21 protein-coding genes and 2 pseudogenes are annotated in these 26298 nt (G+C 45.9%); 22 read left to right on the top strand and 1 reads right to left on the bottom strand.

Translation table 11 applies throughout. The features are described from left to right. Positions 1-274: 274 nt before the first annotated feature. The 15 genes and pseudogenes from J2T14_RS06160 to J2T14_RS06230 all read left to right on the top strand — a co-directional run bounded on the left by J2T14_RS06160 (position 275) and on the right by J2T14_RS06230 (position 17715). Complete coding sequence (locus J2T14_RS06160) at positions 275-1504, top strand: IS4 family transposase (RefSeq protein WP_307468970.1); 1230 nt, start codon at positions 275-277, stop codon at positions 1502-1504. 120 nt (positions 1505-1624) lie between these two features. Beyond that, positions 1625-2932 (top strand): endo-1,4-beta-xylanase, encoded by a 1308-nt coding sequence (locus J2T14_RS06165; protein ID WP_307468973.1) that lies wholly within the window; start codon positions 1625-1627, stop codon positions 2930-2932. Between the two features lie 97 nt (positions 2933-3029). Next, positions 3030-3632, top strand: coding sequence for a class I SAM-dependent methyltransferase (locus J2T14_RS06170; RefSeq protein ID WP_307203487.1), 603 nt, complete (start codon positions 3030-3032; stop codon positions 3630-3632). 155 nt (positions 3633-3787) lie between these two features. Further along, positions 3788-5317, top strand: coding sequence for a glycoside hydrolase family 43 protein (locus J2T14_RS06175; RefSeq protein WP_307468976.1), 1530 nt, complete (start codon positions 3788-3790; stop codon positions 5315-5317). A 24-nt stretch (positions 5318-5341) separates the two neighbouring features. Beyond that, on the top strand, positions 5342-6850 hold the full coding sequence (locus J2T14_RS06180; protein ID WP_307203490.1) for a glycoside hydrolase family 43 protein: 1509 nt from the start codon (positions 5342-5344) through the stop codon (positions 6848-6850). A gap of 182 nt (positions 6851-7032) precedes the next feature. Then, the gene (locus J2T14_RS06185) at positions 7033-7545 is read left to right on the top strand and encodes a GyrI-like domain-containing protein (protein WP_307468978.1); all 513 of its coding nucleotides are present in this window, start codon (positions 7033-7035) and stop codon (positions 7543-7545) included. A 407-nt stretch (positions 7546-7952) separates the two neighbouring features. After that, complete coding sequence (locus J2T14_RS06190; RefSeq protein WP_307468980.1) at positions 7953-9809, top strand: ABC transporter ATP-binding protein; 1857 nt, start codon at positions 7953-7955, stop codon at positions 9807-9809. Then, complete coding sequence (locus J2T14_RS06195; protein WP_307468981.1) at positions 9799-11619, top strand: ABC transporter ATP-binding protein; 1821 nt, start codon at positions 9799-9801, stop codon at positions 11617-11619. The genes J2T14_RS06190 and J2T14_RS06195 overlap by 11 nt, the downstream gene beginning before the upstream one ends. A 97-nt stretch (positions 11620-11716) precedes the next feature. After that, positions 11717-12100, top strand: coding sequence for a VOC family protein (locus J2T14_RS06200; RefSeq protein ID WP_307468982.1), 384 nt, complete (start codon positions 11717-11719; stop codon positions 12098-12100). 588 nt (positions 12101-12688) lie between these two features. After that, a complete protein-coding gene (locus J2T14_RS06205) occupies positions 12689-13132 on the top strand; it encodes a GNAT family N-acetyltransferase (protein WP_307203499.1) in 444 nt (147 codons plus the stop codon). A 266-nt stretch (positions 13133-13398) separates the two neighbouring features. Next, entirely contained in the window at positions 13399-13821 is a 423-nt protein-coding gene (gene fosB, locus J2T14_RS06210; RefSeq protein ID WP_307470385.1) for a metallothiol transferase FosB, read from the top strand. A 374-nt stretch (positions 13822-14195) separates the two neighbouring features. After that, positions 14196-14336, top strand: a complete 141-nt coding sequence (locus tag J2T14_RS06215; protein ID WP_307468984.1) for a hypothetical protein — start codon at positions 14196-14198, stop codon at positions 14334-14336. Next, on the top strand, positions 14330-14683 hold the full coding sequence (tnpB, locus tag J2T14_RS06220) for an IS66 family insertion sequence element accessory protein TnpB (protein WP_045668860.1): 354 nt from the start codon (positions 14330-14332) through the stop codon (positions 14681-14683). Before J2T14_RS06215 ends, tnpB begins: the two co-directional genes overlap by 7 nt. A gap of 68 nt (positions 14684-14751) precedes the next feature. Continuing rightward, positions 14752-16317 (top strand): annotated as a pseudogene (gene tnpC, locus J2T14_RS06225) (IS66 family transposase). Positions 16318-17157: 840 nt separating this feature from the next. After that, positions 17158-17715, top strand: a complete 558-nt coding sequence (locus J2T14_RS06230) for an IS110 family transposase (protein WP_307468993.1) — start codon at positions 17158-17160, stop codon at positions 17713-17715. On the opposite strand, the gene J2T14_RS06235 is transcribed toward J2T14_RS06230, so the two are convergent. Next, positions 17685-18224, bottom strand: coding sequence for a hypothetical protein (locus J2T14_RS06235; protein ID WP_307468995.1), 540 nt, complete (start codon positions 18222-18224; stop codon positions 17685-17687). The two genes, J2T14_RS06230 and J2T14_RS06235, sit on opposite strands and share 31 nt — an antisense overlap. 156 nt (positions 18225-18380) lie before the next feature. Here J2T14_RS06235 and J2T14_RS06240 point away from each other — a divergent pair, with 156 nt between their 5' ends. The 7 genes and pseudogenes from J2T14_RS06240 to J2T14_RS06270 all read left to right on the top strand — a co-directional run bounded on the left by J2T14_RS06240 (position 18381) and on the right by J2T14_RS06270 (position 26248). Beyond that, positions 18381-18614, top strand: a complete 234-nt coding sequence (locus J2T14_RS06240) for an SRPBCC family protein (RefSeq protein ID WP_307203500.1) — start codon at positions 18381-18383, stop codon at positions 18612-18614. A gap of 47 nt (positions 18615-18661) precedes the next feature. Next, positions 18662-18841, top strand: coding sequence for a hypothetical protein (locus J2T14_RS06245; RefSeq protein ID WP_307203501.1), 180 nt, complete (start codon positions 18662-18664; stop codon positions 18839-18841). Positions 18842-18924: 83 nt separating this feature from the next. Continuing rightward, positions 18925-19368, top strand: a complete 444-nt coding sequence (locus J2T14_RS06250) for an SRPBCC family protein (protein WP_307468999.1) — start codon at positions 18925-18927, stop codon at positions 19366-19368. 485 nt (positions 19369-19853) lie between these two features. After that, positions 19854-20141 (top strand): annotated as a pseudogene (locus tag J2T14_RS06255) (pectate lyase); the annotation flags it as partial. A 204-nt stretch (positions 20142-20345) separates the two neighbouring features. After that, positions 20346-21893, top strand: coding sequence for a glycoside hydrolase family 43 protein (locus J2T14_RS06260; protein WP_307203504.1), 1548 nt, complete (start codon positions 20346-20348; stop codon positions 21891-21893). Between the two features lie 95 nt (positions 21894-21988). Then, a complete protein-coding gene (locus J2T14_RS06265; RefSeq protein ID WP_307203505.1) occupies positions 21989-22480 on the top strand; it encodes a hypothetical protein in 492 nt (163 codons plus the stop codon). 288 nt (positions 22481-22768) lie between these two features. Then, positions 22769-26248, top strand: coding sequence for an endo-1,4-beta-xylanase (locus J2T14_RS06270; RefSeq protein ID WP_307469002.1), 3480 nt, complete (start codon positions 22769-22771; stop codon positions 26246-26248). Positions 26249-26298 lie beyond the last annotated feature (50 nt).

Genomic DNA, 26298 nt, shown 5'->3' on the forward strand with positions numbered 1-26298 from the left:
GGCCGGCTGCCCGCAGGGCGCTTGTTGCTGTTATACCCCTTCTGGAAAATATGCGTTGGTAGTATGTGTTGTAGCCGGGGTTGGGGATGAGTGCGAGTGCGAGAGTGAGTTAATCTATGTTGGATTTTTGCAGTAACTTTAGGTAATTAATGTGGAATTTTTGAGCTAAGTTGGAAATTTGCAGTAACTTCAAGCGAAAACCGTTCAAAAAGGCTGAAATGGGGGAGCTATATTGCAAAAATCCAATATAGACTTGCATTAGCGGCAAAAGGTGATGTATATATTACAAAAATCTACGCCTGTTGATTATCTAAAAAATGGTAGCAAAAAGACCGCTCATTTCTGTATAGTGTTTGTACCCCTACAAACTCTACGGAAGGTGAGACGGTCTCATGAACCATCGTACAATGTTAGCACCTATTCTGCAATCCATCATTCCCAAAGAAGAGATTCAACTCCTGTTACAGCAAGAAAACTATGTGGATACAGCGAGGAAATATACAGTCTACGAGCTCTTACTTTTCTTGCTGAAGCGGCGCTTCAACAATGGGATGGCTATCGGGACGGAGAAAAGCGAATGGTTGCCTGTGGGTTGCCCAAAGCAGATCACTCCACAATCTCCAAAAAAGCGAATGATGTTCCGTTCGGCGTTTTTAAACAACTGCTTCATCTGCTAATTAATAAATGCAACCGCACCACACGCAGACGCCTTCGAATTCCGAAAGAGCTGCTTGCGGTCGATTCAACTACAATTTCTGCCGGTCACAATCGGTTACCTTGGGCGCCATCGGTCAAAGGAGAGAAGAGCGGCATTAAGCTGCACGTGTCTTTGTTGACAGAGACAGGCGAACTCCACCGTGTAACGGAATCGACAGGAAAACAGCATGATTCGACCATGTGTATTGCGGTAACGGACTCGAACTTCATTCTGGTTGCGGATCGTGCATACGGGAATCACAAACAGTTCGATGCCTACATGGAGCAAGAACAACGGCAGTATTTTGTCATCCGGGTGAGAAATAACACGGTGCTGCATCAACCTGTTTATCGTGAACGAAAACGGCCCTATAAACATACGATTGAGCAAGATTTAACTTGCCAACTCGGAAAAAAAGCGACCTTAACCCGAAATCGATTTCGGGTCGTGAAGTTGAAGGATCCCAAAGGTAACCCGATAATTCTGGCGACCAACTTACATCGCCACTCGGCAGAGCGTATTGCTGAAATCTACCGACAACGCTGGCAAATCGAAGTGTTTTTTCGGTGGATTAAACAGCATCTGAATGTGCCCACGCTATTTGGAAAGACACCGAATGCTGTTTACGGACAATTGTACACCGCGTTAATCGTATACGTGCTGCTTCAGTACGTGTTCGTGCAGGGAAATAAACAGGTTCACTCAAGTGCACGGTTATCTTTTGCAGAGTTTGATCGACTAATCAGCTTTGCTGCATTACCACCCGAATGGGTGGTTTATTTGGCGCATCATCTTACATTTCCATAAACTAGATATTGGTAAATCAACAGGCGTACAAAAATCCAATATAGCCGCTAGGGGTAGGAACCTATTCTTGAATGAACGCTGCCTGTATGTCGGATATAGCTAAATGAGAGGTGGATTGAAATGAATCGAGTAAACAATAAATTCGTTTACATCGCAATATCAGCTATCGCACTAATTGCAGTTGTGGCAGTACTTCTATTGAACCGGTATCAACCTGAAACAGAAGGCGCCTTGAATGAAGCGGCTGCGCTGCAGACGGAAGTTCCGAATAGCGTTAATGCAGAGGATGAGTTGCATACGACAACGGTCGTAGAAAGCGGGACGCCGCAGCCCACATCGGAGCCGACTCCGAAGCCGACACCGACGCCGGAGCCGTCGGTCGAACAGGAGATCCCGTCACTTGCGGAGACGTTCGCCGGTTACTTCCCGATCGGAGCGGCCATCGAGCCTTCTCAGACGGAGGGGCTGAAGGCGGAGCTGCTTAAGAAGCATGTGAATTGGCTCGTAGCGGAAAACGTGATGAAGCCTGATGCAATCCAGCCTACGGAAGGCAGCTTCAATTGGACGAATGCGGATCGTCTTGTCGCTTTTGCGAAGGAGAACGGTATGGAGGTTCGTTTCCATACGCTTGTCTGGCATAGCCAAGTGGGCGCCTGGTTCTTTAAAGACGCCGAGGGCAAACCGATGGTTGACGAAACCGATGAGGCGAAGCGGGAAGCCAATAAGAAGCTGCTGTTAAAGCGGCTCGATACGCATGTCCGCACGATCGTAGAACGATACAAGAACGATATCCATTCGTGGGACGTCGTGAATGAAGTGATTGAGCCGGCCGATCCGGACGGCATGCGGGCCAGTGAATGGTACAAGATAACGGGTACGGACTTTATCGAGACGGCGTTCCGCGCGGCGCGCGAAGCGGGTGGACCGGAAGTGAAGCTGTACATCAACGATTACGGTACCGATAATCCAGCGAAACGGGACAGGTTGTACGAGCTAGTGAAGGAGATGCTGGACAAAGGCGTGCCGATCGACGGTGTCGGTCATCAGACGCATATCGACGTGTACGGACCGACGGTGGATTCCATCGTCGGATCGATGGAGAAATTCGCTGAGCTCGGTCTTGATAATCTCGTTACCGAGTTGGATATGAGCCTCTATGCGTGGAATGATCGCAGAGATCTTGGCAACGACATTCCGGATGATCTGCTGCAGAAGCAGGCGGACCGGTATCGCGAGCTGTTCGAGGCTTTCAGGGCGAACAAGGATATGATCGGCGGCGTCGTGTTCTGGGGCATTGCGGATGATCACACTTGGCTGAATAGTTTCCCGGTGACGCGTACTAATGCGCCGTTCCTGTTCGACAAGCAGTTGCACGCGAAGCCGGCATTCTGGGCTGTTGTCGACCCGGCGGGGCAAGCACAGCCATAAAGGTATAGGAGGAGTGGCACAATTCATGCCGCTCCTTGCTTTTTCACGTGAAGAAGCAGTTGTCAAGATTACGAAGCAAGAGAGGGGGTGAAGAAATATGGATAATCAATTGCTCGACTACTACCTAGCGCTCAAGAGCCCGGAAGCAGGCGAATGGAATTCATCACCGGAAAATTTGCATGCAGAGTGGCGAACGAGAGATTACATCAGAAAGTACGTTCCGCTCGAGGTGGGCTTCGAAGCGTGCAACATCGGAATCGGGACGGGAGATTGGGACGACTTCCTTGGCTATTGGCTGAAAGGGAGAGGACGGTTGACGAGCATCGATATCAATCGCGATATTTGCGAGCTATTCGCGTACAGGCAGCGGAGTGAGGGGCATCCCAATCCGTCGAACGTCATGAACAAAAGCTTATTCGATCCGGACTTGCCTCAGCAAGCGTTCGATCTCGTGACGATGATTGGCTCCACTATCGACGAAGCGGGGCAGATGAAGGACGGTTTGGATGCGTGCTTCGGCTTGCTGAAACCGGAGGGACGTCTCATGTTCATGGCTAGCCTTAAGAGTGTATCGCTTGATAGCCTGGAGCAAGCATTGAGCGATTTCGCCTATCGAATCGAACAATGGGAACGTTACGAAGAGATGCCGCAGTATCCGTTCTTCATCTGTATGATTCGAAGAGACGAATTAACTGAATAATTGGAGGTGTTTCATGTTAGGTGTTGGAGTAGCTTAATCGATAACCTATAAGTTGCTGGGTGAATCCCTATAGATAGACGGGTTGTTGCCGAAGCGTATGCAGGCTAGACTGTTGGGATGATAGACCATTCCAGGTATACAAAGGGGAGTTAGCAATGGACAAGACGACGATATCGAATCCGATTATCTGGGCCGACGTCCCGGATCCGAGCGTAATCCGTGTGGGAAGCACTTTCTATATGGTGAGCACGAGCATGCATTCGATGCCCGGCTGCCCGATCATGAAGTCTGATAACTTATTGGACTGGGAGCTCGTGAATTACGTCTATGATACTTTCGAGGATAACGACGCCCATAATTTGCTAGACGGCAAAGGCATTTATGGTAAGGGGTCATGGGCTGCCAGCTTGCGCTATAACGAGGGCATATTCTACGTTTGCTTCTCGAGTCTGGATATGAACCAGTTTTATATCTATACGACAATTGATATCGAGAAAGGCAAGTGGGAGCGCAACGTCATCCAAGGACTGCATCACGATCCAAGCATGCTGTTCGATGATGACGGCCGTGTATTCGTCTTCCATGGCAATGGGGATATACGCATTACGGAGCTGACAGCGGATGCAACGGCGCTTAAGCCTGACGGCATCAATCAACTGCTGCTTGAAACGGAACGGGAAGGCATTATGCTTCGTGCCGAGGGATGCCATGCCTACAAAATAAACGGCTACTATTATTTGTTCTTCATAGATTGGCCGAAAGTAGGGAACAAGCGCCGCAGACAGCTATGCTACCGTTCGCTTAATCTGCTCGGTCCTTATGAGCGCAAATTAATGCTTGATGACCATATGGATTACCGCAATAACGGCATCGCTCAAGGCGGCCTTATCGATACGCAGGATGGAGATTGGTATACGATGCTGTTCCAGGATCATGGAGCCGTCGGCCGCATGCCATGTGTTCTTCCCGTTGCTTGGGAGAACGATTGGCCAGTCTTGGGACAAGACGGCAGAGCGCCGCAGACGTTCGAAGTGAAGCTGCCGAGCACATCGCCAAAGCCTCTTGTCATCAGCGATGAGTTCGATTACGATATGAACCGGCTGGCGCTTAATTGGCAATGGAATCATAATCCTGACCCGGACAATTGGTCGGTCACGGAGCGTTCGGGTCATTTGCGCCTCACAACAGGACATCTTGCCAATGGCGTAGAATTCGCTCGCAATACATTGACGCAACGTACAGAAGGTCCAGCTTGCATCGGAACTACGGTACTGGACATAGCCAATATGCAGCCTGGCGACCGTGCAGGATTGGTGGCGCTGCAATACGTCTTCGGCTCAGTCGGTATCCAAGTTGACGATAACGGCGAACGTTACGTAGCAATGAGCGTCAATGGGAGAGCGGACGGAAGTGAAGGCGAGACAACAATCGAGCGCGCAAGATACGAAGGAGCACGGATCTATTTGCAAATCGAGTGCCAGTTCGATAATGGCGATCGCGAGGACATTGCACGCTTCCGCTATTCTTCGGACGGTGAGATCTGGCATTCAATCGGCGGGCCGCTGCAGTTGCATTACAAGCTGGAGCATTTCATGGGCTACCGTTTCGGGCTCTATAATTACGCTACGAAGCAAACAGGTGGATTCGTCGATTATGATTACTTCCATTATGAAAAGCTAGTTTAAGTTCAATGAGGAGAGTGAGCTTGCATGAATTATAAAAATCCAGTAATAACCGGATTCCATCCGGACCCGAGCGTTTGCCGTTCTGGCGACGATTATTATCTCGTTACGAGCTCCTTCGAATATTTTCCTGGCGTACCGCTATTCCACAGCAAGGATTTGGTGAATTGGACGCAGCTTGGTCATGTTCTGACAAGGCCAGAGCAGCTTGACCTGAGTCGCGCGCCAAGCTCCGGCGGCGTATTTGCGCCAACTATCCGCGAGCATAACGGCAGATTCTACATGGTAACGACGAATGTTACGGCTGGTGGTAATTTCTTCGTGTACACGGACGATCCGCACGGAGAATGGTCGGACCCGATTTTCGTAGACCATCCCGGTATCGATCCGGAGCTGTTCTTCGACGAGGATGGAACGGTCTATTTTACATCTTCATCCAATCAAGGCATCTATCAAAGCAAGATTGACGTGAAGACCGGCCTGAGGCTGTCCGAACCAACATTCCTATGGACGGGAACAGGCGGCCAGTATCCCGAAGCGCCGCATATCTATCGCATCGGCAACTGGTACTATCTGATGGTTGCCGAAGGCGGCACCGAGTACGGCCATATGGAAACGATCGCGAGAAGCGAGCGGCCTGAGGGGCCTTATGAAAGCTGCCCGCATAATCCGATCTTGACCCATCGCAGCTTGCTAAAGTCCATTCATGCTACGGGGCATGCGGACCTTGTCCAGACGCCGGAAGGAGATTGGTGGGCCGTATTTCTAGGCATTCGGCCGCATGGTTATCCGAACAAACACCATCTAGGCAGAGAGACGTTCCTTGCGCCTGTTACATGGACAGAGGACGGCTGGCCGATTATCGGCGACAACGGGACGGTAAGCGAGACGATGTCGGCAGGCAATCTTCCGCTGCAGCCAGCAGCTGCTGTGCCGGTTCGCGAGCATTTCGAGACTTCGAGCCTTGCTCCATGCTGGAACTTTATGCGTTCGCCTAATCCGGACAATTGGTCGCTGGGTGAGAAGGAGAGCTGTCTGACTTTGCGGGGCAACGAGACGACGTTGAATGAAATAGGAGCGCCGGCCTTCGTTGCTAGAAGACAGCAGCACTTTGATTGTGACGTAGCTGCGCATATGGCGTTTGCGCCGCAGCATGATGGTGAGGAAGCGGGCATAACAGTATATATGAACGATCGTTTTCATTACGAGCTTGCGGTGACCCGCATCGCTGGCGAGTGCAAGCTTATTTTCCGCAGAAAGCTTGGAAGCTTGTGGAAGATCGAGAATGAAGCGCCATGGACATCCGATTCTATCGTGTTGCACGTGAAAGCGACCAAGGAACAGTACAGCTTCGGGTTCTCTAGTAAGGGCGAAACGCCATTCTGGTTCGGAAGCGGTGAAACATCCCTGTTGGCAACGGAAGTGGCGGGCGGTTTCACGGGCGTGCTATTCGCTTTGTACGCGACGGGAAATGGCTCGAGATGCGAGTCGTCGGCTCACTTTGACTGGTTCGATTATGAAGCGGCAAAACAATGAATGAAATAATCTGTTCCTACTACGTTCACTAATAAATAAAGGCTTCTCCCTACGCTGGAGAAGCCTTTATTTGAATTGAGGTGACAGCTAATGAACGTGTTGGATGAGCAAGCTGGTATCGAAAGGGGGAGTGACTTTAGTTACTGAGGTGCAAGACGTATTGCTGGCCGGGTGAAAACTGGATGTCGCAGCAAAGGCCGATGAAGTTTAGAATCGAGCAAAAAAATGCATTTCAACTGGTTGGGGTAAGTAATAGAGTTACACCAGTAGATTCTGGTGAACATCCTGGTGTCGAACAGGTATGGAAATCAGTTGACCATCAAACGTATACTCAACTGAAATCACTTAACAACTTAGAACCTTATGGGGTGCTGCATGTAAGTTTCGGAGATGGAGTACGTGTGAAAGGTGATTATGATTATTACATGTCTGTTGCTTCAACAGAACCCTGTCCAGAAAACTTCTCACCACTCATTGTGCCAGCCTTGACATGGGTAATTTTTGAAGTGAAGATTCCTTGGGAGAAGGAAAAGTGGCACCGTATTTATGGGGAATGGTTTCCTTCCTCCGGATATGAGCAAGTTGTGGGTCCTATGATACAAGTGGGGCCTGAAATAGAAATAGGGCTTGAAAAACAGTTGTTATCGGAAGAAAAAGAAGTCGAGCTATGGATTCCTGTTTTGAAGGTCCGTTAAAGAAAGGGCCATCTGTCAATGGGTGGCCTTATAAATGAGATCAGTATGCAACGTAGCTTCATAGGAGGATAAAATATAACGAACAATCAGCTGAAAAAGCGTTTAAGGAAATTTTGAATTTTATTAAAAATTAAGTGGTGTCGCTTCTTGTTTGATCACTACCATAATCCTGAGACCTCATCCCTGACCGAGTGCAGTGGTGAGGTCTTTTTCGCTTAATAACAGAGACTTTATATTTAGAGTGATACCGTGGCACATCTTAATTAACAGAAAGTTAAAGATGTAGAATTTATGGGGTTGTTTTCCATTTTGCTCTGTAGTAAATTTTGAAATACTAATTAATCGATGACGCGCTTTTCAAATCGATGAATTAAAGCTCTTTACGATACAGAGGGGAAGAAACGACCGTGGGGAAGATAAACCTAACATTCCGACAGGCAGAAGCCAATATTGCCAACAACTTATTTGTGCTCAAGTTAGCATGGAGCATGCATCCGCAGAGAGTGCTGGCTGATTTTGCAGTTCAAGCCGGCAGACAGCTTGCTAATGTATTTTTTACCGTATATTTCATGAAGTACATCATTGAGTCAATATCAATCGAAAGAGACTTTCAGCAAATTGTCTATTTCATAATCATGACATTGGTTTTGATATTCGCATTAGTCTTGCTGGACAATTGGTATGAATATCGCTTCAGGCCTTTAAGTGATCTCAAGTTATATGAGAAGCTGTATCTCATTCTTTTTCGCAAGGCTGCATCCGTAGAATTGAAATGCTTTGAGGATCACGAGTTTTATAATAAATATACAAAAGCCATTCAAGAAGCCGATCAACGTGTAAGCGCTGTTCTTGCAAATCTCTCTCGAATTATATTCGTCTCGCTTGCAACGATTAGTATATTTACCGTGATGTACGTCATAGATCCGTGGGTTGTATGGTTTGCTTTATTGCCGATTATAGGGAATTTTTATTTTGGAAAAAAGCTGAACCGAATTCAGTTCCAGCAAAATGATGAGCGGGTACCCTACCAAAGAAAAATGGACTATGTAAACCGTGTCATTTATTTATCCCACTTTGCCAAGGAAATTCGGTTGTCCCGCATATTTTCGGTTCTGAGAAACACCTATATAGAAGGGTATGACGGTGTCGTTTCTGTCGTTCATAAGTATCGAGTAAAGGCAGGAGTTATTTCCTTTTTCAAGATATTTACTACCTTCACGCTCATATTCCAAGGAATTCTGCTGTATGGTGCTTATTTGGCTATTGTTAAGCAATCGATTTCTATCAGCTCCTTTATCGTACTTGGAAGCGCAATGGTCGGTGGCGCGTGGTCGCTCATCCGGTTGTCTGATAGTTTTGTAGAGATCAACAAAAACGGCATTTACATCGAAAATTTAAAAACTTTTTTAAGCTATGTCTCCGAAATCCAGGAGCATGCCGATCCAGTCAAACCAATCGCGCCGCCGATACAGCAATTAACATTTCGGCAGCTTCAATTTACGTATGATGGAGCCGTTGAGCCCTCTATTCGCCATATTACGATGGAAGTTAATAAGAATGAGAAAATTGCTCTTGTCGGACACAATGGAGCAGGCAAATCAACGTTAATCAAGCTCATGATGCGATTGTACGATCCCACTGAAGGGGAAATATTGTTAAACGGAAGCAATATAAAAGAGTTTGATCTTATGTCCTATCGCTCACTGTATGGAACCGTATTTCAGGATTTTAAGATTTTTTCGATGACGATTGCAGAGAATGTGCTTATGCGCGATGTAGACACTGAAGCAGACCGCCAGCTCGTCATAAATGCGCTCAAGAAAAGCAGAGTATACGATAAGGTAGCTACGTTGCCGGAGGGAATAGATACGATGCTTACGAAGGAATTTGATGATCAAGGGGTTGTTTTATCAGGCGGCGAGTTTCAAAAGATTGCGATCGCGCGCATTTTTGCGCAACAGGCCGAAATCCTCGTGCTTGATGAGCCTACAAGCGCACTCGATCCGATTGCGGAATTCGAAATTTTTGAAAGTATGATGGAAGCCTGCAAGGATAAAGCCGTTGTCATTATTTCTCACCGCATGTCATCAGCTATGCTGGCAGATCGAATTTATTACATGGAGGATGGCGAAATCCGAGAGTCTGGTTCACACATGGAATTGATGCAACTGCAGGGAAAATATGCGGAACTATTCTTAAAGCAAGCAGAAAAGTATGTTGATCAAGAAGAGTGGGCTGGGGTGGTGAATCTGCATGAAGCCTAATAAGCATAGCTTTACTCGGGTCCTTAAAAATAATTGGTTTATTATGAAATACGGGCTGCGCTATTCACGCAAATATATAATCTTTACATGCTTGTATGCATGCTTGCAGGAAATCGAAATTTTTCTCGAGCATGTCCTTTTGATTAAGTTTGTGTTCGACAGCGTTCAATATGGAACTTCCTTCTCTACCGTCGCTTTATATATCGGACTAACGATTTTGTTTATAGCAATCTGCTTTGTGCTGGATAGCATTTACTATCAGAGCGTTGAACCTAAAGGAAAAGAATTGTTATATCAAAAGATAAGGATGGATCTCTACGAAAAAGCGATTAGTACCGATTTGGCCAATTATGACGATCCCGTTTTTTATAATGATTATGTGTGGAGCGCCAATGATGCTCATAATCGAATTGATGCTACGATAAACAACATCAGAACAATGTGCAGATCCGTTACGGTTATCATGACCTCTATAAGCTTTTTCCTGTTCGTTGACAAGCTCGGTCTGCTGTTTGTGCTCGTGTCCTTCATTTTAACCCTGATTGTCAGCATGATCGCCAATAAAATCAGGTTCAAAATGAGAATGGAGCTTAACGAAAAGGATCGTAAACGAATCTATTTGAAGCGGTTGTTTTACTTGGCTGATTATGCGAAGGAATTAAGACTTTATTCCATCAAGGAGAAATTTTTTAGAGATTTCACTGATACACATAAAGAGATGCACGGAATCGTGCAAAAGCATTCGAAAAAGCAGTTCTGGTTAAACTTCTCCTCTGAGTATTTTTTTAATGAGTTGATTTTAAGCGGCATGTACGTCGTTTATGTTGTGTTTATGACATTAGTGAAAGGAACGTTAAGCTACGGAAGCGCGGTTACGCTGCTGAATTCATCCTGGCGTTTAAAGGGCAATTTGCAATATATGACGACGCTCATCAGCCAGATGCAAGAAAACAGCCTGTATATCGAGAAGTTAAGAAGCTTCCTGGATCAAAAGAACGGTCTGAAAGAAGTTGAAGATCCAATACCTGTGTCGGATAAGTTTACTGGATTAATGTTAAGAGAGTTATCATTCCAATATGGTCAATCCGGGCCGCCAATCCTTCAAAACGTAAATTTAAGCATCAGGCCAGGAGAAAAAATTGCAATCGTTGGCTACAATGGTGCGGGAAAAACGACATTGACGAAGCTGATCATGCGTCTATACGATGCAAGCTCGGGAGAAATTCGTTTAAATGGGATACCAATCGAGCAATTGAAGCTGGACGATTACCGAATGAAGATTAGCTCAGTGTTTCAGGATCATCAGTTGTTCGCTGCTACGCTTTCTCAAAATGTCGTCATGAACCATGTTGCATCAGGCGATTCCTATCTGATAAGAGAAGCGCTGGAGAAAAGCGGTTTTGGCAATAAGCTGCAATCTTTGCGATTGGGGACCGATACTTCCGTTACCAAGGAATTTGACGATACCGGAATAGAGTTATCCGGCGGAGAGGCTCAGAAGGTGGCGATCGCAAGAGTATTCGCCAAGCCGACTCTTCTTATTATATTAGACGAGCCTTCCAGCGCATTGGACCCTATGAGTGAATACCATTTGAATCAAGTCATGCTAGAGAAGGCAGAAGATCGACCGATCATTTTCATTTCCCATCGCTTATCGACTACCAAAATGGCGGATCGCATTCTTATGATGGAAAATGGTCAGATTATTGAGCAAGGTTCGCACGAAGAGCTTATGAGTCTTGATGGGAAATATGCTCAAATGTTTAACCTTCAGGCGTCCAGATATCGTGTGGTCGTTGGCGCAACATAATCCCCGGTATGAGCAAGCTTCACCAAATGTTAATTTGCGAAGTTCTTAAATATAACGTTATCTGAAATTGATGCAAAAATTAAAGGGAGATGAAGAGATGAATGCAAAAGTAAAACAGATTGAATGTGTTTATATCCCAATTACAAACCCGTATGAGTCTGCAAAATGGTACCAGAGGAACCTGGGCCTTGAACTAAGAAATCCAGTGACAGAAGATCAAGTACAATTAAAAGTAGGAGAGAACCAAGCGATATTTTTGATTAAGACTAAGGAGAAAACTACCCTGAACTATATTGAAGTGGGTGGGACAGAAATGTCAGCAATTACACTTGAAGTTACAAACATAGAAGAAATTTATAACAATATGAAAACAAATGGTGTGAGATTTGAAGGCATTAATGAAACAGAGGGTTGTGGGGATTTCTTTGATGTATTTGATCCTGACGGTAATAAGATATCTATTTGGGGCGGATGGAAATAACATTTGTATGACTTTTCGAGAAGGCATCAACATCAGATAGCCGGACACATCCGCACCGCCTAACCGCATCGCGGCCGCCCTTCGGGCTTAAGGTGGTGGGACGTCGTGAATACAAGAACGTTAGGCGAAATTAACGCAAGATCATTAAGAAATAATGAGGATATATGGCAAACATTTTTGCAATAATTTTATGTATTCTTGGATTTTTTATAATAATATACGAATGCTATTTAAAAGAGATAATTGATAGAAATCGAAAGACAATTGCTCAAAGAAATATGGAATACAAGAATGACTATGAAGCAAATAAACAATAGAACGATATTAACGATTTATCAAGTATTTCCAGAAGGCGTTAACATCACTTAACACCGTATTCACTCTTCGGGGCATTCGCCCCTCGGTCCGGCAGAGGTTCGAAGTGGATTCTAAGAGGCATTACAGTAGCGAGGGAGTAGGTTCAGCCGAACACACCTGCACCACCTAACCGCATCGCGCCGGGACTTCGTCCCTTTAGGTGGTAGGGCGTCGTGAATAAAAAACAATAAATGAAACCGCCAAAACACAAATGAAAGCAGGCGCATAGAAATGACTAATTCTAGACTCATTAAAGAAGATGAATTGGAAGATCTCTTGTTACTGTATAAGTACTTACAACCTTCAGATCCGGAACTAGTAAGAGATGATGGCTTAATTGCTCACTGGAACGATATTTTGAATGACAAGAATATGAATATAATTGTTATCGAACACAATGGAGTAATTGTAGCTTCATGTGTGTTAGTTGTTATAAAGAATCTTACAAGAAACGCAAGACCGTATGGTTTGATCGAGAATGTTATTACACATATAGATTACAGAAGAAAAGGATTCGGACAGATGGCTTTAGAAAAAGCTAAAGAAATGGCAAGAGAAAAGAACTGTTATAAACTAATGTTTTTGACTGGTTCAAAAAGAGATGAAGTACATAAATTCTATGAGAATGCTGGATTTGAAAAAGGAAAGAAAACGGGATTTATTTTAAGTATGTAAAGGTAATATTGATAGGTTATTCAAAGAAGTGGCGGCATCATCTAACACTGTATTCACGCTTCGACAGACAAGCTGCCTCTGTCCGGCATGAAGTTACAAGTGAATTCGAAGAGGCATTTCAGTTGCAGAGAAGCGGAATCAGCCGGACATATCCGCACCGACTAAGCGCATCGCGCCCCGGCGACTTTGTCGCCCAAGTCGGTGGGACGTCGTGAATGCAACAACGTTATACGAAACTGGATGTAAAGATTGGAGAAACCAAACCTATGAAAATACAAGGCATAAATCATTTTTGTTTTTCTGTCTCAAACTTGGATACATCAATTGAGTTCTACAAAAATGTATTTGAAGCAAAGCTGCTAGTTAAAGGGAGAAAACTAGCCTATTTTGATTTGAATGGTTTATGGATAGCTCTAAACCAAGAAGATATAGATAAGAACCACCAAATTAATCGAACATACACCCATATTGCTTTTACAGTTAATGATTCAGATATCGAACTACTATATAAGAGACTAATTGAATTGAGAGTAAATATATTATCAGGTCGGGAAAGAAACGAAAAGGATAAGAAATCAATCTATTTCTTAGATCCAGATGGACATATGTTTGAATTTCATACAGGTCAGTTGAAGGATAGATTAGATTATTATAAAGCAGATAAAGACCATATGATTTTTTATGAATAATAATGAATTTGTGAGTAGATTCAAGACAGCTTCGTATAACACCATATTTACGCATAGGGCATTCGCCCTCGGTCCGGCACGAAGTTAGAAGTGGAATCGAAGAGGCATATCAGCAACTAGGAAGATGATTCAGCCGGACACATTCGCACCACTTAACCGCATCGGCCCTTCGGGCTTAAGGTGGTGGGACGTCGTGAATACAAGAACGTTTTACGAAACGCTGATGTGAGTGGGAGATAACAAGATGCAAAGAGAAATGAGTGCAATCAATCGAGAGAGATGGAATCAGGGTAAGCGTCAAACCCAGCACACCTTCAAGAACCCAAATATACATGAGACAATGAAGGCATCCCAATTAAATTGGAGGTTGCCTTATGACAACAAAAGAAACCCAATCTATTACCCATGAATCTTCACTTGTCGTTCGTATCGGTTCAGTCCAAATTGAGATCCGTCCTGGCTTTGACCAACGGTTGCTTAAAGAAGTTGTGCAGTCACTGGAAGAGCCATGTTAACATTATCCAGCGTCCAGCATGTCTATCTTGCCACAGGATCAACAGATCTGCGGAAGTCTATTGACGGATTAGCCGCAATCGTGCAGGAAGGCTTTGGACTCAATCCCTTTTCTTCATGCTTGTTTGTTTTCTGCAACCGCGAATGTAACAAGATCAAGATTTTACACTGGGAGCACAACGGTTTTTGGCTGTTTTACCGCAGACTTGAACGAGGCACGTTTCAGTGGCCGAACGAAAGCGTGGGTACCGCAACCATTACCTCCCGCGAGCTTCGCTGGCTGCTGGATGGACTTTCGCTTAGTCAGCGTCAGGCACATCCAATAGTTACGGCTGATTCTGTCGTATAACTCAAATGTTCGCTGTATCGCCATACCTTGCGGCAGGGATGATGCGACATTTTCCGAAAGTATACGATATGGAAAATCGAGCGGAAAACTTAACAACAATCGAAAAACTGAATCAGCGAATTGCTAAGCAGGAACAGCAAATTTCTGAGCTTACTGCTTTACTCAGGTGGTATGAGGAGCAGAACCGTCTTGCGAAACAAAAACGTTTTGGTGCATCCAGTGAGAAGACGAACCCGGACCAATTGGAACTGAATTTGTTCAACGAAGCCGAGGTGCTTGCGACACCTGAAGGACAAGAGCCACAGATGGAGCAGGTGACCTACGAGCGCCGGAAGACGACCGGTAGGCGTGAAGTAGATTTTGATCGGTTACCGATTGAAACGGTGACTTATGAACTCAATGAGTAGGATCAGGCCTGTTCGTGCTGTGGCGGTTCACTCCATGAAATGAGCACCGAGATCGCCATTGTGCCGCCTCAAGTCAAGGTCATCCGCCACGTGAGGCAGGTTTATTCCTGCCGATCATGCGAGCGCAATGACATTCATACACCTATCATCACGGCACAGATGCCAAAGCCTGTCTACCCGGGGAGCCTAGCTTCGCCGTCAATTCTGGCGCATGTGATGTGCCAGAAATATGTGGAAAGCTTACCTCTTTATCGGCAAGAACAGCACTTTGCTCGTCTAGGCTTCACATTGTCCCGGCAAACGATGGCGAATTGGATGATCTACGGAGCGGAGAAGTGGCTGACGCCAGTGGTTAGCGCCATGAAAGAATACTTGCTGAAGAAAGATATCTTACATGCTGATGAGACCACGTTACAAGTGCTGCACGAGCCAGGCAAATCGGCCGAATCGAAATCCTATCTGTGGTTATATCGCAGCGGACGCGGAGAAGACCCAGCTGTTGTGTTCGATTACCAGAGAACCCGAGGAGGCGAGCATCCGCGAAACTTTTTGGCTGGATTCAAAGGCTATCTGCATGTCGACGGTTACCCAGGGTATCACAAAGTGGCCGATGTGACACTTGTCGCCTGCTGGGCACATGCACGGCGTAAATATGACGAGGCTTTAAAGGCGGCGCCGCCAGAGGCAAGGAACAATCCGGAAACGGTAGCGAAGCAAGGCCTGAAGTTCTGTAATGAACTCTTTGCCATTGAGCGGGATCTGAAGGAAGCATCGCCAGAGGAACGCTATACCGCACGGCAGGAAAGAAGCCTTCCTGTGATCGAAGCTTACCAAAATTGGCTGAAGCAACAGCGGTCCCGAACGTTACCTAAGAGTTTGACAGGACAAGCAATCGCCTACAGCTTAAATCAATGGGAAAAGCTGGCGGCATACCTTGCTGACGGACGACTCGAAATCGACAACAACAGAAGCGAACGGTCGATTAAACCTTTTGTAATAGGCCGGAAAAATTGGCTCTTTGCTAACACCCCGCGAGGCGCAAAGGCCAGTGCTAACATTTACAGCGTTGTCGAAACTGCAAAGGAAAATGGACTCAAGCCATTCGACTACTTGAAGTTTCTCTTTGAACAGCTGCCTCAGCTAACAGGTCAGCTCGATCCGCAGGCGCTAGAGCCATTCATGCCATGGTCAGCCTCGCTGCCAGCGCATTGCCGGCTAAAGTCTTAAACAGCAGATATTTCTCTCTCTCCCCTCCTAAGATGGGGGCTGTTTGAGCTTCAATTCAAAGGAGAAATCAATTTTTCGCTTTCTTAATGACCATGCTGATGGAAACCAAAAAAGAATGTACGTGTCTGTTAATAGAATGAACTTTTTGTAAGCAAACGGGATCTAATCTAGCCGTTGAAACTATATGCTGAACTCCTTTTAATCATAGCTCAGCATTACTAAGGGCACCTATAATTTGGGGCACACTATTAAAAGTGTGCTTTATTTTTATTTTAGGCTCTGTTAAATCTAGTTGTTGATTTTCAAGAACCAGAAAAAACCGCCTTTTTCAAGACGGTTGGATTGAGCTGATTGAACTATCGTTCCCAGTTAGCACAATGTTCTTACTGTGGTTTTTTATCATCACTTTTTTCAAAGAGATACAATATTAAAAACAAACCTATACAAATAAGTACAGACTCAAGGAAATCAGGTATATTATAAAATTCACGAAAAGTAAGTACCAGTAATATCCATATAAATGCCAACAACCATTTGTAAAAACTCTTTGTAAAAAATGTGAACATCACCATTCTCCCATCTTGTAAAAAAAGTGTCTTTTCTAATAGTAGCAAGTAAATTCCTAATACAAAACAGGTGAATTTTGGAGCTGCTGCCCGCTATCTTAATAAAATGAGCAGGCTACCACAGCGCCTTTTCAACAATATGTGTTTTTCACTATCGTACCCGTTAACATTCCTGTAGGTGTTAGTAGATTCAATTTGCAGAAAAACGAACGCCCCGCTAGGATGAGTATGTACTGGGTTGCAGCCCTCAGAACTCACCTTAGGAGGCGTTATTATGAAGTCTAGATTAATTAAAGCTCAAAATCAACGTGTAGAACGTATTTCTACTTCCACCCTTGTCATAGGCATTGACATTGCCAAGGAGAAACACGCTGCTCAAGCTATTAACTTTCGAGGTATTGTCCTCACCAATCGCCCTATTATGTTTTCGAACGACCATGTGGGCTTTGAGTATTTAATTAGCAGCATTCGTAAATTACAGAAAATGCACAGCTTGAATGACGTCGTTGTGGGAATGGAAAGTACCGGTCACTACTGGTTCAATATCGCCAATTGGTTAATGAAACAAGGTGTTTCAGTTGTCCTTGTCAATCCAATGACGACCAAACGCAATAAGGAAAACAGAGACAACTCCCCCTCAAAGAATGACCCAAAGGACGCTTTGGTCATTGCCGATGCAGTGAGTCGCGGGTTCTACACGCCCTTCTCTCCAAAAGAAGAAGCCTTCCGCCGCTTACGGGAAATTAGGTTTGAATTCAAAAGTATGTTCTCCCTCCTAATGAAGAAGCCCCAAAAGAAGTGCTATTCTTCTTGTCGCATTATTGATACGTAATACAAATCAAATTCAGAGATGAATGTTTCGATAGTGCTTTTGTTAAAAGAAGCTTTTATTCTAGAATCGTTACTTTCAGTTCTTGATGTTAATCTGAATAAGCGGGTTGAATTTGGAGGGATCGTCGGTAGCGGTTTTACGACATTTTCTATTATATTTTCCAGCAATTCTACTGAATTATCACTTATCTGAAAGAGACTTTCTGTCGCTGTGGCGTAGCTAGAATTAATTAGGTTGTACTCATCAAATAATTCTTTTGCTTCTTTATATTTAAGTTTCGCTTCTGGGAGTATTTCCTTAGCTTCATCAATTGTAATAGTATCTAATAAAGCGGCCGCATTTTTATCTGTTGGATTTTCAATAATTGCTAAGTTTAACTGTTCGACAGCTTTTTCATATTCTCCTTCTACCATGTATTCTTTAGAATTCTTCATATACTTATCAAATGCTGAGCAAGCCGTGCACATAAAAATTACCGAAAGAATCGTTATAAAATTTATTAACCGCACCTTAACATTCTCCCTATATATTATATGTATGTAATCGGCTATGCATCGACTAAAAGTAACATCGAATGGTTTTTTATTGGTTGCCTAAAACAGTTGGTGAGGTAATCAATACCATTGGGATTAAACCTGCCATCTCATTCAACTAACGGGGAACGTATGACATGGGGATGGGAAAAATCGAAGATTGTACCGCCTGGATCCAGTACCGTTGAATTTAAGCTGACTCCCAAAGATAACGGCACCCTCTTGGTGTTGACGCATTACGATCTGCCGGTAACGGAAGCAGCATCGCATGTGCAAGGTTGGACGCATTACATGCCTCGCCTGCAATTGATAGCGCAAGGCCAGGATCCGGGCGTCGATCCGTGGTCAGAACAAGCCATGCATTGATTTAACAAACAAACAGTAAACCTATTTTAAAGGAGATCATTAATGAGATGAATACAATATCTTGCAACTGTGGATTTAAGATTACGGATGAAAACAAATATAAAGCAGAAGCGGCTATGTGGCATCACGCCATTCAAGATCATACGGATATGCTGAAAAGCATGACTGTCGATATGCTGGAGCAGTGGCTCATGAATAAAGATGAGCAGTTAAAGGCGGGTGCGTAACGACAAGTGCGCAATGATTAGCTTAATGAAGTGAAATGGCGCGCGCGAGTATGCGCGCTTTTCATTTTTTGGAGGTATTCATCATGGTAGATGTATTAACAGAAATAACAATAAATTGTCCTTGTGATCAAGTATCGGAATATGCCGCTAATCCGGATAACGCGTCTGAATGGTATGTCAATATTAAATCGGTAGAATGGCAAACCCCCAAGCCGATTGAGGTTGGTTCCAAAATTGCTTTTAAAGCGGCTTTCCTTGGAAAAGAGCTTTCTTATGTGTATGAAATTGCCGAATATACACCAGGAAGAAAGCTTGTCATGAGAACGGCCGATGGTCCTTTTCCGATGGAAACGACATATACTTGGGAATCTCTGAGCGGTCATTCCACTCGAATGACTTTACGCAACAAAGGTAATCCTAGCGGATTTTCGATTCTGTTTACTCCGTTTATGTCTTTGATGATGAAGAAGGCCAACAACAAGGACTTGAAAAGAATCAAGTTCTTACTGGAAGAACGCTCGTCATAAATCCAACCCGGCTTAGGCCGCCACCCCAAACAGTCTAAGCATCACGATCCGGCGAATTGTGGATTTGTCATACCACGCCTCGCCTCCACCATATAAAATCACAACCGCATTTGAACTGCACCCCATTTGTTAGACACCATCTAACAAGTGGCTTTCCATACTTTAGTGCTTCTTGAAATGTTTACTGATTCAATTGCCGGACGAGGAGAGGCTTCTTCTATTTGTGGCGTTTTTCCATCATGCGGTATAAATAATAAGTACGGCCGACAATCATTGCGATAAATCCTAAACTGGACGCTGTTTCCTGTTCTAAACCAAACACCATGCAAAGGTTAGTAACCAGACCTCTCGTCAGCAGCGCAATTACTATTAATATTAGCGGTCTTACAAAGTTGTATCTTCTCATCCTTGCCCCCTGCTTTTGGACGGAATAGGTGTGTTTACTCCGGCAAGTATACCGATTGCAAGCCTGTTCGTCCAGGTTCTTTTTCGACAATCAAGGCAACCCTTCCACAACGAAAGGGACTGCGGTATACAACGGTCTGACACTGACGCAATGTTTGAAAATCGAGAGCTCGACCAGCATTTCGTTTACCACCGCTCAGACATCAACATTAACCTTGGTGTTCAATACAGCTGACGGCACAAAAATTAGGATTGACGGAACAAGCTATCCAATGACGAATGCTATTGTAAGCGTATCGTTTGCACCGGGAGCGCACACGATTACAAAAGATAGCATTACAAATCTGTATTACATGAAACTGGAATAAAGAGATTTCAAGCCTGTATGCACATATTAGGCGAATTGCGGATGTATACACCTACGGTTCGCCTCCCCCTCGTGAACACCATCCGTAAAAAAGGATGGTGTTTCTATAATTTGAGCGTCAACTACTGCAGTTTGGCAGGTTGCTGTTGCATGCGGCTAAATCTATCATAGAAGGGATAAATTAATCGCAGAAAGGATGATAGGGATGACAACGTTTAAAAATCCGATCCTGTCCGGATTTTATCCTGATCCGTCGATGTGCAGAGTCGGCGACGATTATTATTTGGTCACTTCTACCTTCGAATATTATCCGGGCATTCCGATTTTCCATAGTAAAGATCTAGTGAACTGGAGACAAATCGGTCATGTGATGAATCGCCCGTCGCAGCTCGATCTGGATGGTGTAGCGCCATCGGCCGGTGTTTTTGCGCCGACGATTCGTTATCATGAAGGAACATTTTATGTCATTAATACGCTGGTCGGAAAAAGAGGAAACTTTATTGTGACCGCTACCGATCCTGCCGGTCCGTGGTCCGATCCTTACTGGCTGGACTCGGAAGGCATTGATCCATCCCTGTTCTTCGATGATGACGGCAAAGCTTATTACACCGGAACAAGACCTGCTCCTGAAGGACCGAACTATTTCGGCAACTGGGAAATTTGGATGCAGGAGCTCGACCTGAATACGATGAAGCTGGTCCACGACAAGCATTCGTTATGGCGCGGCGCTCTGCGCGATGCGGTGTGGCCGGAAGGGCCGCATACCTACAAGATCAACGGGTATTATTATTTGCTCATTTCGGAGGGCGGCACAGGACCGGATCATGCGATTTCGGTTGCCCGCAGCGAGCATATTTTTGGACCATACGTCGGTTATAAGAAAAATCCGGTATTGACGCATCGGCATTTGGGCAACGGTTACCCGATCGTCAACGTCGGTCATTCCGATATTGTTGAAACAACTAACGGCGAGTGGTGGATGGTTCTGCTTGCATCCCGCCCTTATGGAGGATACTACCGCAATCTTGGCCGCGAAACGTTCTTGATACCGTTTACGTGGGAGGAAGGATGGCCGGTCGTCAAACCGGGCAAATCCATCGTAGAAATGGAAGAGGTATTGCCAAATCTGCCTGAGAAGCGGTGGATACAGCCGCCTGCCTGCGATAATTTTGAAACGGCTGAACTAGCCATGCAGTGGTTGTTTATTCGTACGCCGAGAGAGCCGTTTATGAGTCTTGATGAACGTCCGGGTCATCTTCGCTTGAAGCTTCGTCCGCAGACGTTAAAGGAAAACGACAATCCAAGCTTTGTCGGCAGACGTCAGCAGCACATTCACTTTCATGCACGTACCGTTATGGAATTCACCCCGCAAGCCGAGCATGAATCGGCGGGGCTTGTCCTGCTGCAAAGCAGTCAGTTCCATTTCCGCTGCGAGTATCTAATATCGAACGGGATAAAGGTGCTGCGTTTGACGAAATGCTCGCAGGGGAAGGATGAAGTGTTAGACGAACAGGCTGTAGATGCAGGCAAGCTGTATTTGACCGTTGAGGCGCATGAGCAGGACTATTCCTTCTATTATGGGGCGCGGGCGGATGAGTATCGTCCGCTGGCTGAGAAGGTTGACGGCCGCATCCTCAGCACGGACGTGGCCGGCGGTTTCGTAGGCGCTTGTCTCGGTATGTATGCAAGCGGCAACGCCCATGCAAGCGACAATTTTGCAGACTTTGATTGGTTCGAATACACGGGCTATTAATGTATATTAAGCATATTCTTAAGTATTACCGTACTTAAGGAGGGCTTATGGTCAGAGAAGGATTCAATAAGTTTTTCTAGGGCTTCTTATTTATAATGTTCGACTTCAGAATTCAGGGCTTCGATATTTTGCCGGATGCGGTCGGGTTTATTCTGTTTGTGTTGGGGTTTCAAGCGCTTGCCGAATACAGTGAATATTTCGTCAAGGCGAAAATCTTTAATTGGATTATGCTCGTACTATCTTTATTTCAGATCTACGAGCAACCGGTTCAAGGCGGGGACATTCATATTAATCCGTTAAGTATAGTCGTGGGATTGGTATCGTTCGTACTGATCCTGGTCATCGTGCATCATTTATTTAAGGGCATTAGAGACTTGGCGGTCAAGCGGCAGAGGTTCGACATTGAACATGATGCAGCGCGGCGTTGGGCATATTTTCTCGTGTTCCAGATTGCATCCGTGCTCCTTATCATCATGATCGTTGTCCCTCTGCTGTTCTTCTTGATGGTTATCGTTCTTTTTGTAGCGGCGATTGCCCTGATGGTTATATTGATGAGCTTCATGAAAAAATGCGGCGAGCAACTGTGAGGAGTGAATTAAAGCTTTTCAGCTCGCCATTCCTTCACTCGAAATCGCAGTCGCTATAAGGCAGGCATTTTCATCGAATGCAACCGCCATCGGATGTTGAGCTAACAGTCGAGCACTGATTTTAAGGTTGAGCCTTATTTCATAAAATAACTAGATTTTAACAGGTATTACAGCATGGATGAAACCGCTATAATAGTCAGCGAAAGGAGGGAGAACCGCTTATTTTGAGTAATAAATGAAAGCGCTTACGAAATATTCGAACTCTATCCTGATCGGAGGAATTATTGAATGTTGAAAAGGTTTAAATCGGTGTTCGCAGTTTTACTGGCTGTTACGCTGCTCTTGCCGCAAGGATTGGGAATGCTGGCTGATACAGCTGCAGCGGCAAGCACCGTCGTGTTGGAGCAGAGCTTTGAGGACGATCAGACGGGTGGTTGGGATCTTCTGCCGTGGGGAGGCTCCGGCAATGTGGCAGTGTCTTCGGATGCAGCCTCCGCGGGGACGAAATCGCTGAAACTGACGAACCGCTCGTCGAGAAGCAGCAGCCTTAGCAAGGTTTTAACCGGTATTATGAATTCGGACCGGATTTATGATATTTCTTTTAAAGTTAGACTGGGACAAGGAACGGACACGTTTCACCTGACTGCGGCGGTTACATCGGGCGGCAGCACCAACTACTCTTGGATTATCGGCGACAAAGCGGTTGCCGATACGGCTTGGACCACCTACGAGTTGAAGGGGTACGAGGTTCCGAGCAACACGACCGCATTCCGCGTCTATCTCGAATCCGTTACCGACTCGGCTTCTACGGCTGATGTATATCTTGACGAGTTCATGATCGTCGACGTCACTCCCGGCGAGACCGAAGAGCCCGGCGAACTTGACCAATCCGGTGTCATGGCGGACTTTGAGGACGGTCAAGGAGACTGGGTGAGACGATTCGGAGCCGGCGGGATAGAAGCGACCAATACGGACAATCACACGGCAGGCGGCGCCATGAGCTTGTTGACGACGGCAGCCGGTCAGTATGACGGACCGCTATTGAACATTCTTGGCAAGATGCACAAAAATCATGAATACAACTTATCGGTTTGGGTGAAGATGGCCCCAGGCCAGGAACAGACGCGACTCCGGATGAGCTTGCAGCTGGGCGAAAGCTCGTACGCGAATGTATCCGGTAACGCGACCGTAACGGATAGTCAGTGGGTACAGCTGAGGGGTAAGGTAACGATGAATACTACGCCTGTCATCCTGAACGCCTACGTGGAAACCGCAGACGATAATGGCGGGCCAAGAACGTTCTACATCGATGACTTCTCCTTAACTTACGCCGGCGCCCTTGAGGAGCCGCTTCCCATTCAGGATGAGCTCTACAGCTTGAAGGATTTGTATTCGGATTACTTTGAGATCGGGGCTGCCGTTGAACCGGATAGACTGTCCGGCACGGTGAGCGAATTGCTGAATAAGCATTTCAATTCGCTCGTTGCTGAAAACTCGATGAAGCCAGGATCAATCAGCCCGACTGAAAGCGCATTCAACATCTCGACCCCGAATACAATCGCGCAGTATGCGGATAACCATGACATGAAGCTTCGGTTCCATACGCTGTTGTGGCATGCGCAAGGCGCCGACTGGATGCTGAAGGATGCGAGCGGCAATTGGCTGGAGGCAACTGAGGCCAATAAAGCGCTGGTAGAAACGCGATTGAAAGATTACATCACAAGAGTGGTCACACAATATAAGGGCGTAGCGGATTACTACGACGTTGTAAACGAAGTTATCGACGAAGGGCGTCCGGACGGCATGCGGGACAGCTACTGGTACCGCATTACCGGGACGGACTTCATCAAATGGGCTTTCGAAGCGGCGCACGCAGCGGACCCTTCGGCAAAGCTGTACATTAACGATTACAACACGCACAGTCCGCGTAAACGCGACATTTTGTTCAACCTGGTGACGTCCCTTAGAGATGAAGGAGTTCCGATTGACGGCGTAGGCCACCAGACGCACATTAATATTAGCGGACCTTCCATTGAGCAGATATCGGAATCCATCCAGAAATTCGCCGAGGCCGGCTTTGACAATCAGGTCACGGAACTGGATATTTCCGTCTATACCTCGAACAGTACAAATTACGATCCGGTTCCGGAAGCTATCCTTCTGCAGCAGGGCTACCGATTCAAGGAATTGTTTAAAGAGTTGGTGCGCTTGGATGAAATGGGCAAGCATGCCGACCCGTCTACTGCCGCGTATAATCCTGAAGGCTGGATCAGCAATGTAACGTTTTGGGGAATCGCAGACGATCATTCATGGCTGCATAGGAGTGAAGATAACCGTTTTGACGCGCCGTTCGCATTCGATAAGAAATATCAGGCGAAACTTGCTTACTGGGGAATGGTGGAAGCCGTAAAAACCTTGATTCCTCCAGTGCTTCCGATCGTTGTGAAGGATGGCAACGCTGCTCAAGGCACTCCGGTAATCGACGGGGCTACGGATTTGGTGTGGGATACGGTGACTGCCCTTTCTACAGAACAAAGCGGGACATTGCAAGCGCAATTTAAAACGTTATGGGACGCTTCGAATCTGTACGCTCGCGTCGTTGTAAAAGACAACACGATCCGTCCAGGGGATCAAATCGAGCTTTTCGTACTGGATAATAACGAAATCAAACAATATATCATTCCAAGAACGGATACCTCGGTCGTTGAAGTGAGCGACGGATACATGGTTGAAGCCGCGATTCCGCTTACGGGAACCAACGAGCCGGGAGAAACGGTGCGGTTCGATGTGAGAGTAACGGATACGTTGGTTAATGACGGTTCCGAGCACGGCGGCAATGGCGCGGTAGTTTCCTGGAGCGATCTGAGCAATATGCAGAACGCCTACAGCGAAGGATATGGAGCGCTAACTCTTATTGAAGGCTCGAAAGTCGCTCAAATCCAGTACGGTACTCCTCAGATCGATGGAGAGATGGACAGCGTTTGGGCGTATGCGGAGGACCTTGACACCAATGTATGGGTACAAGGGAACAACGGCTCTACTGCGACAATTAAGACGTTGTGGGACAAACAACATCTTTATGTTTACGCGGCAGTGACCGATTCTCTGCTCAGCGATCAAAGTCCGAACGCTTGGGAGCAGGATTCCGTAGAAATATTCGTTGACCAGAACAACGGAAAAACGCAATCGTACCAGTCGGATGACGGCCAGTACCGCATTAATTTTAACAACGTTAAGTCATTCGGCGGCCGTGCAAATGCTGATAATTATCAATCCGCAGTGAAGCTGGTTGACGGCGGGTATATCATTGAAGCGGCTATTGCGCTGGACACGATTACTCCGAAAGGAGGCACAATAATCGGCTTTGACTTCCAAGTCAATAACGATGAGAATGGAGACGGCCAGAGAGACAGCATAGCCATTTGGAATGACCCGACAGGCCAGTCTTATCAGAACACATCGAGGCTCGGAGTTCTTCAATTCATGGAGCTTCCGAAGCCGGAGGTTGTCCAGGCAAGGGCGTTAAACCATCAGGTCGTTAAATTGAATTGGTCGGAGGCAGACGGAGCGATCGGTTACAACGTGTACCAATCGACTACGGCAGACGGACCTTTCGTGAAGCTGACGAATCAGCCGATTACGGACGTCAATTACGTGATCAATAAGCTTCGGCCCGGTACGACGTATTATTACTACATTACCGCTATGCATCCGAATGGGGAATCTGATCCTACAGTGCCGATCACAGCGACTACTAAAGTGAAATAGCTAGCGGTTAAGCATCCTGGCCTTGATTTACAATAGAGTAGACTCGGCGA

Origin of the sequence: Paenibacillus harenae (assembly GCF_030812415.1) — a bacterium.
GTDB classification, from domain to species: Bacteria; Bacillota; Bacilli; order Paenibacillales; family Paenibacillaceae; genus Pristimantibacillus; species Pristimantibacillus harenae_A.